Origin of the sequence: Microbacterium foliorum, from assembly GCF_003367705.1 — a bacterium.
Lineage (GTDB): Bacteria > Actinomycetota > Actinomycetes > Actinomycetales > Microbacteriaceae > Microbacterium > Microbacterium foliorum.
In genome coordinates, this window is the sequence record NZ_CP031425.1 from 3,380,551 (window position 1) to 3,393,604 (window position 13,054).

Annotated in this window: 13 protein-coding genes; 7 read left to right on the forward strand and 6 right to left on the reverse strand. The window is 69.0% G+C overall.

Features of this window, described 5'->3' with window-relative positions:
• Nucleotides 1-17 precede the first annotated feature (17 nt).
• Nucleotides 18-767: a DeoR/GlpR family DNA-binding transcription regulator gene (locus DXT68_RS15920; protein ID WP_045252969.1), complete on the forward strand. Its 750-nt coding sequence runs from the start codon at nucleotides 18-20 to the stop codon at nucleotides 765-767.
• Between the two features lie 17 nt (nucleotides 768-784).
• Here the strand turns inward: DXT68_RS15920 and DXT68_RS15925 are convergent, their stop codons facing one another.
• Nucleotides 785-1,456 carry a GOLPH3/VPS74 family protein gene (locus tag DXT68_RS15925; protein WP_045252968.1) on the reverse strand — a complete coding sequence of 224 codons (672 nt, stop codon included), beginning with the start codon at nucleotides 1,454-1,456 and terminating at the stop codon, nucleotides 785-787.
• A 129-nt stretch (nucleotides 1,457-1,585) separates the two neighbouring features.
• Between DXT68_RS15925 and DXT68_RS15930 the strand changes: the two genes are divergently transcribed.
• The 3 genes from DXT68_RS15930 to DXT68_RS15940 all read left to right on the forward strand — a co-directional run bounded on the left by DXT68_RS15930 (nucleotide 1,586) and on the right by DXT68_RS15940 (nucleotide 3,753).
• The gene (locus DXT68_RS15930; protein WP_045252967.1) at nucleotides 1,586-2,977 is read left to right on the forward strand and encodes an APC family permease; all 1,392 of its coding nucleotides are present in this window, start codon (nucleotides 1,586-1,588) and stop codon (nucleotides 2,975-2,977) included.
• Nucleotides 2,964-3,176, forward strand: coding sequence for a hypothetical protein (locus DXT68_RS15935; protein ID WP_045252966.1), 213 nt, complete (start codon nucleotides 2,964-2,966; stop codon nucleotides 3,174-3,176). The genes DXT68_RS15930 and DXT68_RS15935 overlap by 14 nt, the downstream gene beginning before the upstream one ends.
• 91 nt (nucleotides 3,177-3,267) lie before the next feature.
• Nucleotides 3,268-3,753 carry a DUF3592 domain-containing protein gene (locus DXT68_RS15940; protein ID WP_156149243.1) on the forward strand — a complete coding sequence of 162 codons (486 nt, stop codon included), beginning with the start codon at nucleotides 3,268-3,270 and terminating at the stop codon, nucleotides 3,751-3,753.
• A gap of 69 nt (nucleotides 3,754-3,822) precedes the next feature.
• Here DXT68_RS15940 and corA read toward each other — a convergent pair whose 3' ends face one another.
• On the reverse strand, nucleotides 3,823-4,839 hold the full coding sequence (gene corA / locus DXT68_RS15945) for a magnesium/cobalt transporter CorA (RefSeq protein WP_045252965.1): 1,017 nt from the start codon (nucleotides 4,837-4,839) through the stop codon (nucleotides 3,823-3,825).
• Nucleotides 4,840-4,888: 49 nt separating this feature from the next.
• Complete coding sequence (locus DXT68_RS15950; RefSeq protein ID WP_045252964.1) at nucleotides 4,889-6,175, reverse strand: serine hydrolase domain-containing protein; 1,287 nt, start codon at nucleotides 6,173-6,175, stop codon at nucleotides 4,889-4,891.
• 89 nt (nucleotides 6,176-6,264) lie between these two features.
• On the opposite strand from DXT68_RS15950, the gene DXT68_RS15955 reads away from it, so the two are divergent.
• Entirely contained in the window at nucleotides 6,265-6,579 is a 315-nt protein-coding gene (locus DXT68_RS15955) for a DUF2470 domain-containing protein (RefSeq protein WP_045252963.1), read from the forward strand.
• Nucleotides 6,580-6,632: 53 nt separating this feature from the next.
• Nucleotides 6,633-7,280 (forward strand): biliverdin-producing heme oxygenase, encoded by a 648-nt coding sequence (locus tag DXT68_RS15960; protein ID WP_045252962.1) that lies wholly within the window; start codon nucleotides 6,633-6,635, stop codon nucleotides 7,278-7,280.
• Between the two features lie 252 nt (nucleotides 7,281-7,532).
• On the opposite strand, the gene DXT68_RS15965 is transcribed toward DXT68_RS15960, so the two are convergent.
• Complete coding sequence (locus DXT68_RS15965) at nucleotides 7,533-8,927, reverse strand: ATP-dependent DNA helicase (RefSeq protein ID WP_045252961.1); 1,395 nt, start codon at nucleotides 8,925-8,927, stop codon at nucleotides 7,533-7,535.
• Nucleotides 8,928-9,087: 160 nt separating this feature from the next.
• On the opposite strand from DXT68_RS15965, the gene DXT68_RS15970 reads away from it, so the two are divergent.
• On the forward strand, nucleotides 9,088-10,161 hold the full coding sequence (locus tag DXT68_RS15970; RefSeq protein WP_045252960.1) for a hypothetical protein: 1,074 nt from the start codon (nucleotides 9,088-9,090) through the stop codon (nucleotides 10,159-10,161).
• 61 nt (nucleotides 10,162-10,222) lie between these two features.
• On the opposite strand, the gene DXT68_RS15975 is transcribed toward DXT68_RS15970, so the two are convergent.
• Together DXT68_RS15975 and DXT68_RS15980 are read right to left on the reverse strand one after the other, a co-directional pair.
• On the reverse strand, nucleotides 10,223-12,232 hold the full coding sequence (locus DXT68_RS15975) for a bifunctional copper resistance protein CopD/cytochrome c oxidase assembly protein (protein WP_082068807.1): 2,010 nt from the start codon (nucleotides 12,230-12,232) through the stop codon (nucleotides 10,223-10,225).
• An 85-nt stretch (nucleotides 12,233-12,317) separates the two neighbouring features.
• Nucleotides 12,318-12,605: an HU family DNA-binding protein gene (locus tag DXT68_RS15980; protein WP_042541574.1), complete on the reverse strand. Its 288-nt coding sequence runs from the start codon at nucleotides 12,603-12,605 to the stop codon at nucleotides 12,318-12,320.
• Nucleotides 12,606-13,054 lie beyond the last annotated feature (449 nt).

Genomic DNA, 13,054 nt, shown 5'->3' on the forward strand with positions numbered 1-13,054 from the left:
AGAATGGACGGGGTCGGATGCTGGGCGCACAGCGCAAGGATCACCTGCGGGAGATCCTCCGCACGGACGGTCGGGTGGTGGCGAAGGACGTCGCCTCGGCCCTCGGGGTCTCGGAGGACTCCATCCGCCGCGACCTCAGAGAACTCGCCGAGGCCGGCGAGCTGGTGCGCGTCTACGGAGGCGCCCTGCCGATCGCCCCGGCGGACAGGCCCGTCGATCAGCGCTCATCCCTCGCCACCGCGAGCAAGGAGAGAGTGGCGTCTCGGGCCGTCTCCCTGATCGAGCCGGGGTCGACGATCGTGCTCGACGCCGGCACCACCACTCTCGCGATGGCGCGGATGCTGCCCCACGGCGCCGACCTCACCGTCATCACCCCGAGCCCCGCGGTGGCGCTCGCCGCCGCCGAGCACTCGGCGGCGCGCATCATCATGATCGGGGGCGAGCTCGCACGATTCTCGATGGTCGCCGGCGGACCGCTGGCCATGGAAGCGCTGCAGCACCTCGCGGCCGACCTCTTCTTCCTCGGCGTGACGGGCATCGATCCGGTGCACGGACTCACCACCGGCGACCTCGACGACGCCGTCACCAAGAGGGCCATCTCCACCCGGTGCTCGCAGACCTTCGCACTCGGCAGCGAGGAGAAGATCGGAGCGACCTCGCGCTTCCCGGTGCTCGACCTCGACGCCGTCGCCGGCGTGATCGTCGATCCTCTCGATGAGAACCGGGCTGTCGTCGAGATCGCGGAGCGCGTCGCTGTGCTGCGCTGAGCCCACGACCGAGCGGGTCAGGTGATCGTCGCCACGACGACCGTCGATGCCATGATCGCGACCATCGCAGCGGCGATCGCATCATTCACGGCCGTGGCGACGGCATCCCCGGCCGGCGACCCCGCGGTGAGCTGCTCGATCCTCTTCTTGAGGTCGCGTGCCGAGAGTCCTCCGCACTCGGCACGAAGGATCGCATGCGCGGCATTGAGATTCTGCAGGATCGAGAGCAGCGACAGGTCGGCCTGCGTCGGGGCGGCGGTTCCGGCGAGCACAGCGGCGAGCCGCGCACGCAGCAGCTGCTCGCGAGCGGGGTCGGACTCGGGAGTGCGTGCCGATCCCCAGCCGAAGAATCCGCGCTCCCCGCGCACGAGGACTCCCTGCACGACGAGCGACTCGACGACGATCTCGAGCGGATCGAGCTTCGGCCACACGACCAGGGACTGCAGACGTTTGCCTCGCATCGGCACGAGACGGTGCAGGGTGGTGTCGAGGATCGGGTTGCCCGTGGGTTCGGTCGACACGACGTCGACGACCGGATGCCTGTCCTGCGAGAACGAGATGCGCCCGTGCAGGGCGAGGTCGACCAGCACCGCAGCGACCTCGCCATAGAGGCGGTTGCCGCTCACCGCGCTCTCGACGCGGCCGTCGGGCCGAAGCAACAGCATGTGGAGTTCCTCGACGATCAGCATGCATCCACGCTATGAGCCGCCGCGCGCCGCGGCATCCCCCGCACGGATGACTTCGGGATGCCGCAGGACTCGAGTCCGCGCGATGTCAACCCCGTCGCCCGGGACGCGCCTCCTCCCTAGTGTTCCGGGATGACCTCCGACACCGCCCGCGCGCAGGAGAAGCCCACCCGGCTTCGCCGCGCCATCACCGGACCCCTCCTCTTCGCCTTCATCCTCGGCGATGTCCTCGGCGCCGGCATCTACGCCCTGATGGGCGTGCTGTCCGAGAAGGTCGGCGGGATGCTGTGGGCTCCGCTGCTGCTGGCCCTGCTCCTCGCTCTCCTCACCGCCGGCTCGTACGCCGAGCTCGTCACCAAGTACCCGCGCGCGGGCGGAGCATCCGTCTTCGCCGAGCGCGCCTTCCACAGCCCGGTGGTGTCGTTCCTCGTCGGGTTCAGCATGCTCGCGGCCGGAGTGACCAGCGCCGCGGGCCTCGCGATCGCCTTCGCCGGCGACTACCTCGGCACCTTCTTCGACCTGCCGACGATCCCCGTCGCGATCGTGTTCCTCGCCGTCGTCGCGGCGCTCAACGCCCGCGGCATCCGGGAATCCCTGGGGGCGAACCTGGTGATGACGGCGATCGAGCTGAGCGGTCTCGTGATCGTCATCGCCGTGGTGGGCGTGTTCGTGGCCGGAGGCGGTGGCGACGCCTCACGCCTGACCCAGACCCCCGAGGGCACTCCCGCGGCCATGGCCGTGCTCGCCGGAGCCGTCATCGCCTACTACTCCTTCGTGGGCTTCGAGACCTCGGCCAACATGATCGAAGAGGTGAAGAACCCGCGCCGCACGTACCCGCGCGCACTTTTCGGCGCACTGTTCACCGCGGGTGCGGTCTACGTGCTGGTCGGCATCGCGAGTTCGATCGCGCTGCCCGCCTCGGACCTGCAGGAGTCGAGCGGCCCGCTGCTCTCGGTCGTCGAGGCGGCGGGTGCCAGCATCCCCTCCTGGCTGTTCAGCCTGATCGCCCTGGTCGCGGTCGCCAACGGCGCCCTGCTCACCATGATCATGGTGAGTCGTCTCACCTACGGCATGGCCGAGCAGAACCTGCTGCCCTCGGTGCTCGGTCGGGTGCTGCCCGGGCGCAAGACCCCGTGGGTCGCCATTCTCACCACCACCCTCGTCGCGATGGGACTGACCCTGGTCGGCGATCTGGCGACGCTCGCCGAAACGGTCGTGCTTCTGCTGCTGATCGTGTTCCTCAGCGTCAACGTGTCGGTGCTCGTGCTGCGCCGCGATCGGGTGGAGCACGACCACTTCCGCATCTGGACGGTCATCCCCGTGCTCGGCATCGGGTCGTGCATCCTGCTGCTCACCCAGCAGCGCCCCGCCGTGTGGCTGTTCGGCGGCATCCTGCTCGCCGTCGGGGGCGTCCTCTACCTGCTCGCACGCTGGGGCAGGAATCGCGCCGCAGCCCGCACCGGTTCCCCGTCCGCCACCACCGATACCCGCACCACCACGGAGGAGAATCATGACAACCACTGACCGCACCCCGGAACCGGACCACGAGATGACCAGCGAAGAGAAGCGGCACGATCAGTTGACCGCCGCGCCGGAGGCGACCGAGGCCGATGCCGCGCCGCGCATCGAGGTGTCGGAGCACGACGGCACCACACGCATCGACATCGCGCCGGATGCCGCCGTGCGACCGGGTCCCGGGCCCGGCGTCGACACCGACGACTGAGAGCCGGTCGCGAGCGCGCCGCGCGGGATTCCCTGTCCTCTCGACACCCCGCATCAGCCTCTCGTCGACGAACCTGTGCTGAGATGGGCACGTGATGATGCCCTACGACTCCGGCAACGCGCCCCGGAGCTTCGTGTACCACCCCGTGTTCCAGACGATCGTGATCGTCGCCATCCTGCTCGTCGGACCCGTGCTGCTGGTGATCGGATCGTCGATGAACGCCGCCGACCGAGAGCCCGTCGCGAGCGGCTCTCGCACGACGGGAACGGTGGTCGAAGTGAACGACGGGGCCGAGGCCTCCACGCACAACTTCAGGGTCGAGTACTTCGCCGGCGACACGTCATCGCATTCGGTCTGGGCCGACTGGGCGCCCGACGAGAAGCCCGCTCTGGGAAGCAGCGTCACGGTCATCTACAGCACTGCTGAACCGAGCGCGGCCGTGGTCGAGGGCCACGGGACCCCGGGCCGCACGGTCACGGGGCTGGGCGGACTGCTCACCGTCGTGTCCGTCGTACTCATCGTCGTCATGGCCTCCGGCTTCGCGAAAGGAAGAGCCCGGCGCCGACGGGCCGACTGACGCGACGGCGAGTCTGGTCAGCTCGACGCAGACCGCGATTCCACGACTCCCGAACTCAGCGCTCGGGGGTCACAGCCAGCCCTTGCGCTTGAACGCCCAGTAGAGGCCGAGGCCCATCGCCAGCATGAGTCCGATGGCCATCGGGTAGCCGAGCACCCAGTGCAGCTCGGGCATGTGATCGAAGTTCATCCCGTAGACCGTGCCGACGAGGGTCGGTGCGAAGAGGATCGCGGCCCATCCCGAGATCTTCTTCACCTCGTCGTTCTGACGGATGCTCAGCTCGGTCATGCGCCGCATCTCCTCGTTCTGCCGACGCGCGACGATGGTCGACTCGACGGTCAGGGCGTTGTCGAGCACGGTGCGGAACGTGTTCGCCCGCTCGGAGATGCGCAGGGTGTGGTCGAGCACATCGCGCAGGTAGCGCTGCAGCTCCTCGTCGGCCTCGTGCTCGGGCGAGCCGCGCAGCAGAGAATCGAGCATCCCGGCGAGCGGCTGCACCGCGCGCTGGAAGTCGATGACCTCGCGCCCCAGCTCGTAGATGCGCTGCGTCGCATCGATGCCGTCTTCGAACAGCTGACCCTCGATCTCGTCGATGTCGTTCTCGAGACCTGCGAGCACCGGGGCGTACTCGTCGACGACCTCGTCGAGGATCGCGTAGAGCACCGCCCCGGCGCCGAGACGGAGCAGCGCGGGGTCGCCTTCGAGGCGGTGGCGCACGCGGCCGAGATCGGGCGACTCGGCGTGCCGGATCGTGACGACGAAGTCCGGCCCCACGAGCAGATGGATCTCGCCGAACTCGACCTCCTCCGTCTCATCGAGGTAGCGCGCCGAGCGCAGCACCATGAAGAGGACGTCGCCGTACCGTTCGAGCTTCGAGCGCTGATGCCCCGACAGGGCGTCCTCGACCACGAGCGCATGGATGCCGAACTCGTCGGCGACCTCGCGGATCTCCGCCTCGCTCGGACGATAGAGACCGATCCAGCTCATCCCGCCGCGTTCGCGCATGGCCTCGAACGTCTCGCTCAGGCTGCGCGGATTCTCGGTGCGGACGCCGTCGACGTAGATCGCGTTGTCGATGATGGCCATGGCCGCCCTCTCTCCCGACCCGGTCGCGCAGCGGCCGGGTGCGTCCGAATCAGCCCTCAGGCGGTGCGACGCAGGGAAGCGCGGCGTTCGCGATCTCCTGGTGGTACTGCTCGGCGGTGAACGGCAGACCGAAGTCCGGTGCCGTCTGCCCCTCGGCCGCCGGAGCCTTGGAAGCGAGGGCCGCCAGCTCCCATGCGAGATGCATCGCGGTGGTGCCACCGGTGGTCGAATCGTTCAGCACGACGGCCACGGTGAACCCGGTCGCGGGGTCGGAGAAAGCCGACGTCTGGTACCCGGGCGTCCATCCGGACTGACCGATCATCGAGCCGACGAGGAGTGCGCCTCCGGTCGCCTGGAACCAGGACGGGGCGTCAGGAGCCTGCGGCAGCGGTGACCCGAAGCGGTTGGGCTCCTTCTTCGTCCGCAGCACCTGGGCGGCCTCGGCCTGCATGTAGCGGCCGAGGTCATCGATCGTGGAGACCACCCCGGAGTCGGTGAAGCCGGTGCTCGACGAAAGAGTCGTGATGTCGACCGGGGCGGCGCAGTCGTATCCGCCCTCGACGGGGGTGAGGTAGTGCCCGTCCATCACCGGTCCCGTGGAGGGCGCCGCCGGCGCGGGCGACGGCAGCGAGGTGTTCGAGAGCGCGAGCGGCCGGGTGACGTACGCGGAGATGAGCTCGGATGCCGTCATCCCCGACGCACGCTCGAGAGCGAGCCCGAGCAGCAGGTATCCCGCATCGGAGTTCGTGTAGGTGGTGTGCGGGGTGGCCCGCGGTGCGCCGAGTCCGTACGACGCCAGCTCGAGCGGCGCCCACACCCGCTCGGGGGTGGTCTTCCAGGCGGCCTGCGCGATGGCCTCGGACGAGCCGAGCCCGCTCGTGCTGTTGCAGAGGTCCAGAAGGGTGATGTCCGTCAGGTCCGGAACGCCGGACACATGGTCGGGCACCGGGTCGTCGAGACCGACGATGCCCTCGTCCGCGAGGCCGTAGAGCACGTCGCACGTCATGAGCCTCGTCATGTCGGAGACGCGGAAGGCCATGTCGGTCGTGATCTCGGCGCCCGCTCCCGGGTCCTGAGTGCCCACGCCGGCGACCCAGCTCCCGCTCCAGGGCGCCCAGACGCCGACCACCGCACCCGAGGCGCCGGAGGCGGCGAGCGCGTTCGCGACGGCATCCTGCATCGCCGTGACCGTGTCGGCGGGGAAGTCGCCGTCGACCTGCGCCGGGGGCTGGTAGCTGAACTCCGGCTCGGACGACGTGCATCCGGTGAGGAAGAGTCCGAGCACGGCGACGCCGGCCGCTGCGGCGCGGAACCTGCGTGACGAGAGAAGCTGCATGAAAGGGGACCCCCGGAAGACGTGTCTCCCGAGTCTAGAACGCGGATCCTGAAAGATCGCATCGCGGCGGCGCGTTTAGGGTGAGGACCATGCCGCACATCTTCGATGCCGACGTCGTCTCGGCGATCCTCCGCCACATGAACGGCGACCACCGCGACGACAACCTGCTCATCACCCGCGCCTTCACCGGGGCCGACGGGCGCGAGATCACGGATGCCATGATGACCGGTCTCGACGGCGACAGCGGCGCCTGGGAGGTCACCGGCGACAGTGGCGTCTCTGAGCTGCGCATCGCCTGGCCGTCCGGGCCGATCACTGAGCGCGCGGCCGTCCGCCGCGAGGTCGTCGCCCTGTACGACCTCGCGTGCGCGCGGCTGGGGGTCGAACCGCGCCCGCACGCGTGACGCGGTGAGATCGAGGGTTCCGTTTGAGGTTAGGCAACCCTTACACTGAGGTCATGTCCGAGATCCTCTCCTTCTCCGCCGCCCTCCGGGAACGCTCCTCCGGTTCGCACTCGCGCAGTGAGGGAGCGGGCTTCATGTCCGACCTGCTCAAGGGCGAGGGCTCCCGCGAGGACTACATCGCTCTCGTCGCCCAGCACTACTTCATCTACGAGGCGCTCGAGGGCGCGGGCGAGCGCATGCGCAGAGACCCCGTGGCATCGGTGTTCCTCAGCGACAAGCTGACCCGCCTTCCTGCGCTCGAGGCCGACCTCGGCTTCCTGCTCGGCGCCGACTGGCGAGACCTGATCGTCGCGCTGCCCACCACGCAGCGCTATGTCGAGCGCATCCGTCAGGTGGGGGCGACCTGGGCGGGCGGTTTCGTGGCCCACCACTACACCCGCTACCTCGGCGACCTGTCGGGCGGAGTCTTCATCGGGCGCGTGATGGCCCGCCACTTCGGCTTCGAGACCAATGGCATCGGGTTCTACCTCTTCGACGACATCGCCGACCCCGCCGCGTTCAAGGACGTCTACCGCGAGCAGCTCGACGCCGCCCCCTGGGACGACGCCGAGCGCGAGCGCGTGATCGACGAGGTCCTGCTCGCCTACCGCTTCAACACCGAGCTCTTCGAGGATCTCGACCGGGCGCGCCTCGTCGCCTGAGTCCTCACTCCCGCTCGCGCATCGCCGCCTGAGTCCTGACTCCCGCTCGCCGAGCGACGGAGACCCCGCCCGTTGAGCGAGGGAGCGCAGCAACCCAGACCCCGCCCGTTGAGCGAGGGAGCGCAGCGACCCAGACCCCGCCCGTTGAGCGAGGGAGCGCAGCAACCCAGACCCCGCCCGTTGAGCGAGGGAGCCCAGCGACCCAGACCCCGCCCGTTGAGCGAGGGAGCGCAGCGACCGAGACGAAACGCGTCAGGCCGTGCCGACCTCGGGGGTGGATGCCGCGAGCCAGGCGTCGCGCATGAAACGACGCACGTCCTCGTCGACCCGGATGTCGCTCGGCCGCAGGGCCCGCGACAGGTAGAGGCCGTCGAGCGCGGTGAGACGCGAGAGCGCCACGTAGGTCTGTCCCGGTGCGAACGCGCCGGATCCCAGGTCGATGATCGCGCGATCGTAGGTCTTGCCCTGTGACTTGTGGATCGTCACAGCCCACGCCAGTCGCAGCGGGAACTGCGTGAACTCGGCGATCACGTCGCGTGACAGCTTCTTGGTGCTGGGCTCGTACGAGTAGCGGAAACGCTCCCACACGGCCGGTTCGACATCGACCTCGTCGCCGTCGATCTCGACGCGCACGGTCTCGCCGAGAATGCGCACCACCGTGCCGATCGTGCCGTTGACCCACCGTGGCGGCTCCCCCGACATCGATGTGTCGTTGCGCAGGAACATCACCTGGGCGCCGATCTTGAGCTTCAGCTCGGATTCGGCGGGCAGGGACGCCTCCCCGCGACCGAACTCGCCGTTCACCTCCGCCTTCGCAGTCTGCTCCTTGCCCGGCAACGCGGCGAGGTGACGGCTGTTGATCGTGTTCACGATGTCGTTGCGAGTGGCGAGGGTGATCATCGGCACCTCCCCCGGCTCGGGGTCAGGGGGCGTGCGCGCACCCTGGGCGTTCAGCACTCCCGCGATCTCGGCGGTCACCCGGCCGTAGCGCACCGCGTTCAGCATGGCCTTGAATCCGTCATCCGACTGCCGGTGGATCTGCACCAGCTCGCGCACGTGCAGCTCGGCGCGCGTATCGACCGCGAACAGTCCGCCGTCATCGTCCTGCGCGTCTCCCCCGCCCGATCCCGCCCAGACCTTGGCGTCGAAGAACCAGAACGACCGGTAGTGGTCTTTCACGTAGCGCAGCTCGTCGCCCCGCGGCGGCACCGGTGCGAGCTGGTACGGGTCGCCGAACATGACGATCTGCACGCCGCCGAACGGGATGCCGCGCTTGCCGCGGGCCTGCCGCAGCGAGCGGTCCATGGCGTCCATCAGGTCGGCGTTGACCATCGAGATCTCGTCGATGACGAGGGTCTCGATCGCGTTGAGGATGCGGCGGGTGTTGTCGTTCTGCTCGATGTCGGAATCGCCGATCAGACCGATCGGCAGCCGGAACAGCGAATGGATCGTCTGCCCCTCGACGTTCAGGGCGGCGACGCCGGTGGGCGCGCAGATCGCGATCTGCTTCTTCGTGTTCCACGAGAAGTACTGCAGCAGGGTGGACTTGCCGGTGCCCGCACGGCCGGTGATGAAGACATGCTCGCCGGTGTCCTCGATCAGTCGGAACAGCTCTTGCTGCTCTTCGGACAAAGCGGGAAGCGACACGGTTCTCTCACACGGGAAGACGACGGGAAACGCGCACGACGGCGCGCTCCCCATGCTACGGGTGGTCGCGGCGCGGCATCCGTCGGACACAGCCGATCGGCCCGTCACACAGCGACGCGGCGCACGGCTCCATCCCAGGGCGTCCTCCTAGACTGACGCCATGCAGCAGGTCGAGACGAAGGCGCCCCGGCGCTCCCGTCTTGCCGCCGATCTCGCACTGCTCGCAGTGATCGGCCTCGTGCTCGTCGCCGCGCTCGGAGCCGGCGGAGCGACGCTGTACCGCCAGTTCTACGGTCCCTCCGCGTTCGTCGTGCGCTACCTCGACCTCCTCTCGGAGGGACGAGCCGCCGACGCCCTCCGCGTGCCCGGCGTCGCGATCGACCGCGAGACCCTGCAGAGCGCGGGCATCGGCGCGACCGCCTCCGAAGCGCTGCTGCGGCACTCCGCGCTCGCGCCGCTGACCGACGTCGAGGTCGTCTCAGAGGAGTCGGACGGCGACGGGACCGCCGTGACCGTCTCGTACCGCGCGGGTGATCATGAGGGAACCACGACGTTCGCGGTCGCGCAGGACGGATGGGCCGGGGTCACCCCCAACTGGCGCTTCACGACGAGCCCCCTCGCCGTGGTCGATCTCACGTTGCGCGGCGCCGACCAGTTCGCTGTGAACGGCTTCGAGATGGATCGGCGTCAGGTGTCGCCCGCGGGCGCGGAGGCCGCACCGCTCGACCCCCTGCCGCTGCTGGTGTTCACCCCCGGGCTGTATGCCGTGACCGTCGACACCGCCATCGCGAAGTCCGACGGCGTCGGCGTCCTCGCGGACAGCCCCCTCGCCACGACCCCCGTCGATCTGCAGACCGATCCGACCGAGGAGTTCGTCTCGGTCGTGCAGCAGCGGGTCGAGGAGTTCCTCACCGCGTGCACGTCGCAGCAGGTGCTGCAGCCCACGGCCTGCCCGTTCGGCCTCGAGGTGTCGAACCGCATCGCCTCGCTGCCGACGTGGTCGATCGCCGATCAGCCGCAGGTGACCGTGGTTCCCGACGGCGGCCACTGGAAGATCCCGCCGACGGATGCCGTCGCGCACGTCGAAGTCAAGATCCGCTCGCTCTTCGACGGCTCGATCCAGGAGGTCTCGGAGGACGTGGCCTTCCAGGTCGACGGCTCGGTCACCATCCTCCCCGACGGCTCGGCGTCGATCCGCATCGGCTCTCCCGGCGAGGACGAGCCCGAGGACTGACACCGAGCCGGTGCGTCAGCACGTCAGGCCGCGTCGTGCGCTGCCAGCACGTCAGGCCGCGTCAGCGCGTCGCGCGCTCGACGTCGCGGCGGTCGCGCTCGGCGAGGGCCGCGAGCTTCGCGTTGTACTCCTCGAGCTCGGCCTCGCCGGTGCGGTCTGCATGCCGATCCCGGCGCTTCTGCAGCTTGGTGTCGCTGCGGCTCCACTGGATCGCGACGGTGATCGCGAGGATCAGTGTCGGGATCTCACCGATCGACCACGCGATGCCACCACCGATGTACTGGTCATCCATCGGCGAGGGACCCCAGGTGCGCCCCATCGAGCCGAACCAGTCCGCGACCATCAGCCCCTCCTGCATCATGATCGCGACACCGAAGAACGCGTGCATGGCCATGATCGCGATGAGCGTGATGAGCCGCCCGGGGTACGGCAGCCGGTAGGGCACGGGGTCCGCGCCCACCAGGCTCATCACGAACAGGTAGCCCGAGATCAGGAAGTGCGCGACCATCCACTCGTGACCGAGGTGCTCGTACATCGACCAGCGCACCAGATCGGTGAAGTAGAAGGCCCACAGCGACAGGATGAAGATGCCCGCCGCGACGAACGGATGCGTGACCACCCGCGAGAACGGGGAGTGCACCGCCCACATGATCCACTCGCGTCCGCCGCGCGTGCCGTCGTCGCGCTTGTGGATCGCACGCAGCGCCAGGGTGATCGGTGCTCCCGAGACGAGCAGCAGCGGGATCGCCATCGACAGCATCATGTGCCCGAGCATGTGCACGCTGAACAGGTACTCCTGGTAGGCGTTGATCGGCCCGCCCGTGACCCAGAGCAGCAGCAGCATGCCCAGCACCCAGAACACCGTGCGATGGATCGGCCACCGGTCGCCACGGCGACGCAGCCGGCGCACACCCGCCAGATAGAGGAACAGGCCGAAGCCGACGGCGACCAGCCAGAGCACGTCGATGTCCCAGGCGGTGAACCAGCGGTCGATCGTGAACTCGGGCGGCAGCGGGGAGCGCGTGAGGTTCTCGGCGGGAGTCTGCACGAAGGCCTGCTCCTCGCCGGTCGGCGGGGGTGTGCGCGCGAGGGCGGCGGCCGCCCCCGACGCGAGGCCCATCAGCGTGATCTCGCCGAGCACCAGCATCCAGAACCAGCGCGATGCGTTCGCGCCGTCGAGGCGGGGGATCAGACGGATGCGGTACCAGGCGCCGAACAGGCCCATGGCTGTGAGCAGCACGACCTTGAGGAGCAGGATCGTGCCGTACGGCGTCCACAGCTGCGAGATGTCTCCGAGCGCGACGAACGAGCGGGCCACCCCCGAGACCGCGACGACCACGAAGGCCGCGATCGCGAGGCTCGAGTAGCGACGCACCAGGTCGGCGGTGCGGATGCCCGAGCGATCGCGCAGGATCACGACGAGCAGCAGACCGCCGAGCCAGACCGCCGCGCCGATCGTGTGCAGCAGGATCGAGTTCACCGCGATGTTGTGACCCGCGAGATCGCCCGAGTGCCCCTGGGTCGCCAACGGCAGGAAGGATGCGGCGGCGAGCAGCGCCGTGATGAGCGTGGGGGTCCAGGTGCGCCAGGCGAAGGCCAGCACGGTGATGATCGACCCCATGATCGTCGTGATCAGCCAGGACTGCCCCAGCGGCAGCTCGAGCAGGAACCGGCCGAGCTGTTCGCCGAACTCCCGCTCGGCGCTGAGCTGCGGGTTGAACGCGGCCATGAAGGTGAAGAATCCGCCGATGCCGGCGGAGACCGTGAAGACGGCCGCCCCGGCCGACGCGACGTTGAGGGCGGTGTCGAACGACTTCTCCTCGCTGCGCAGCGCGAACAGCGCGAGCACGAGGGATCCGAGCATCGCCGCCGAGGCGATGTTCATGACCAGCTTGGCGATCGGCGTCGCCCAGCGCACGAACGGACCGGGATCCTGCAGCAGCAGCGGTGCGGCTCCGCCACCGATCACGAGAGCGGCGACGACCGCGATCAGACCGCCCGCGAGCAGCAGACCGATGCCCGCCGCGCGATACGCGGAGCGGGTCGGGGTCTGCGCGACACGGGCACTCACACGTCAAGCCTAAGCCGCGCTGTCGTGGTGGGAGCACGAAGGCCGCCCCCGACGCATCGGGAGCGGCCTTCGAACAGGAGCAGTCTTACTTGACGGCAGCCTTGAGCTTGGAACCAGCGGTCACCTTGACGCGGTGGCCGGCCGGGATCTTGATCTCGGCACCGGTCTGCGGGTTGCGTCCCGTGCGAGCCGCGGTCGCGACCTGCTCGAACGAGATCCAGCCCGGGATCGAGACCTTGCTGCCCTTGGCAACAGCGTCGGAGACCGAGGAGAACAGCGCGTCGAGGACACCCGAGACGGTGGCCTGGCTCTGGCCGGTGGCAGAAGCGATGCTCGCGACGAGCTCGGTCTTGGTGATGGACTTGTCAGCCATGTCATCCTCCAGCGACGAGTGTTCCGTCGCATCGTTGTGTGTGTCGGGGCGGACGCCCCTGGTCGAGTGACCGCCTTGAATGTATCAACGACCACCCACATTTCCGCGTCATTTCGCGGGTTTTGGGGTTTTGGGCGGCGTGTCGTGGTGCAGAAGTGACGAATGTGACTCGTGAGACGTCGATTCCGCTCTCCGCGTGTCCGCGCCGCGTGGGCTCGCCGCGTCGCTCTCGCCGCGTGGGCTCGCCGCGTGGGCGTAGAACTCCCCGACGGGCGGAGAACTCGGCGTGAGGCGGAACGACAGCGCGACAGCGTCCTCCCGACGGCGAGAAGTCCGCCACAGGCGGAGGGCTGTCCGACGGGCGGCGAGCTCCCCGACGGGCGGAGAACTCCCCGACGGGCGGAGAACTCCCGCCAGGAGGTCAGCCCACTGGGGAGAAGTCCGCCCGA

Coding starts and splice junctions, on each gene's coding strand:
- DXT68_RS15955 (WP_045252963.1), top strand. CDS start 6,265: ATGCCGCACATCTTCGATGCCGACGTCGTCTCGGCGATCCTCCGCCAC.
- DXT68_RS15925 (WP_045252968.1), bottom strand. CDS start 1,456: ATGCTGATCGTCGAGGAACTCCACATGCTGTTGCTTCGGCCCGACGGC.
- DXT68_RS15970 (WP_045252960.1), top strand. CDS start 9,088: ATGCAGCAGGTCGAGACGAAGGCGCCCCGGCGCTCCCGTCTTGCCGCC.
- DXT68_RS15960 (WP_045252962.1), top strand. CDS start 6,633: ATGTCCGAGATCCTCTCCTTCTCCGCCGCCCTCCGGGAACGCTCCTCC.
- DXT68_RS15980 (WP_042541574.1), bottom strand. CDS start 12,605: ATGGCTGACAAGTCCATCACCAAGACCGAGCTCGTCGCGAGCATCGCT.
- DXT68_RS15920 (WP_045252969.1), top strand. CDS start 18: ATGCTGGGCGCACAGCGCAAGGATCACCTGCGGGAGATCCTCCGCACG.
- corA (WP_045252965.1), bottom strand. CDS start 4,839: ATGGCCATCATCGACAACGCGATCTACGTCGACGGCGTCCGCACCGAG.
- DXT68_RS15930 (WP_045252967.1), top strand. CDS start 1,586: ATGACCTCCGACACCGCCCGCGCGCAGGAGAAGCCCACCCGGCTTCGC.
- DXT68_RS15950 (WP_045252964.1), bottom strand. CDS start 6,175: ATGCAGCTTCTCTCGTCACGCAGGTTCCGCGCCGCAGCGGCCGGCGTC.
- DXT68_RS15935 (WP_045252966.1), top strand. CDS start 2,964: ATGACAACCACTGACCGCACCCCGGAACCGGACCACGAGATGACCAGC.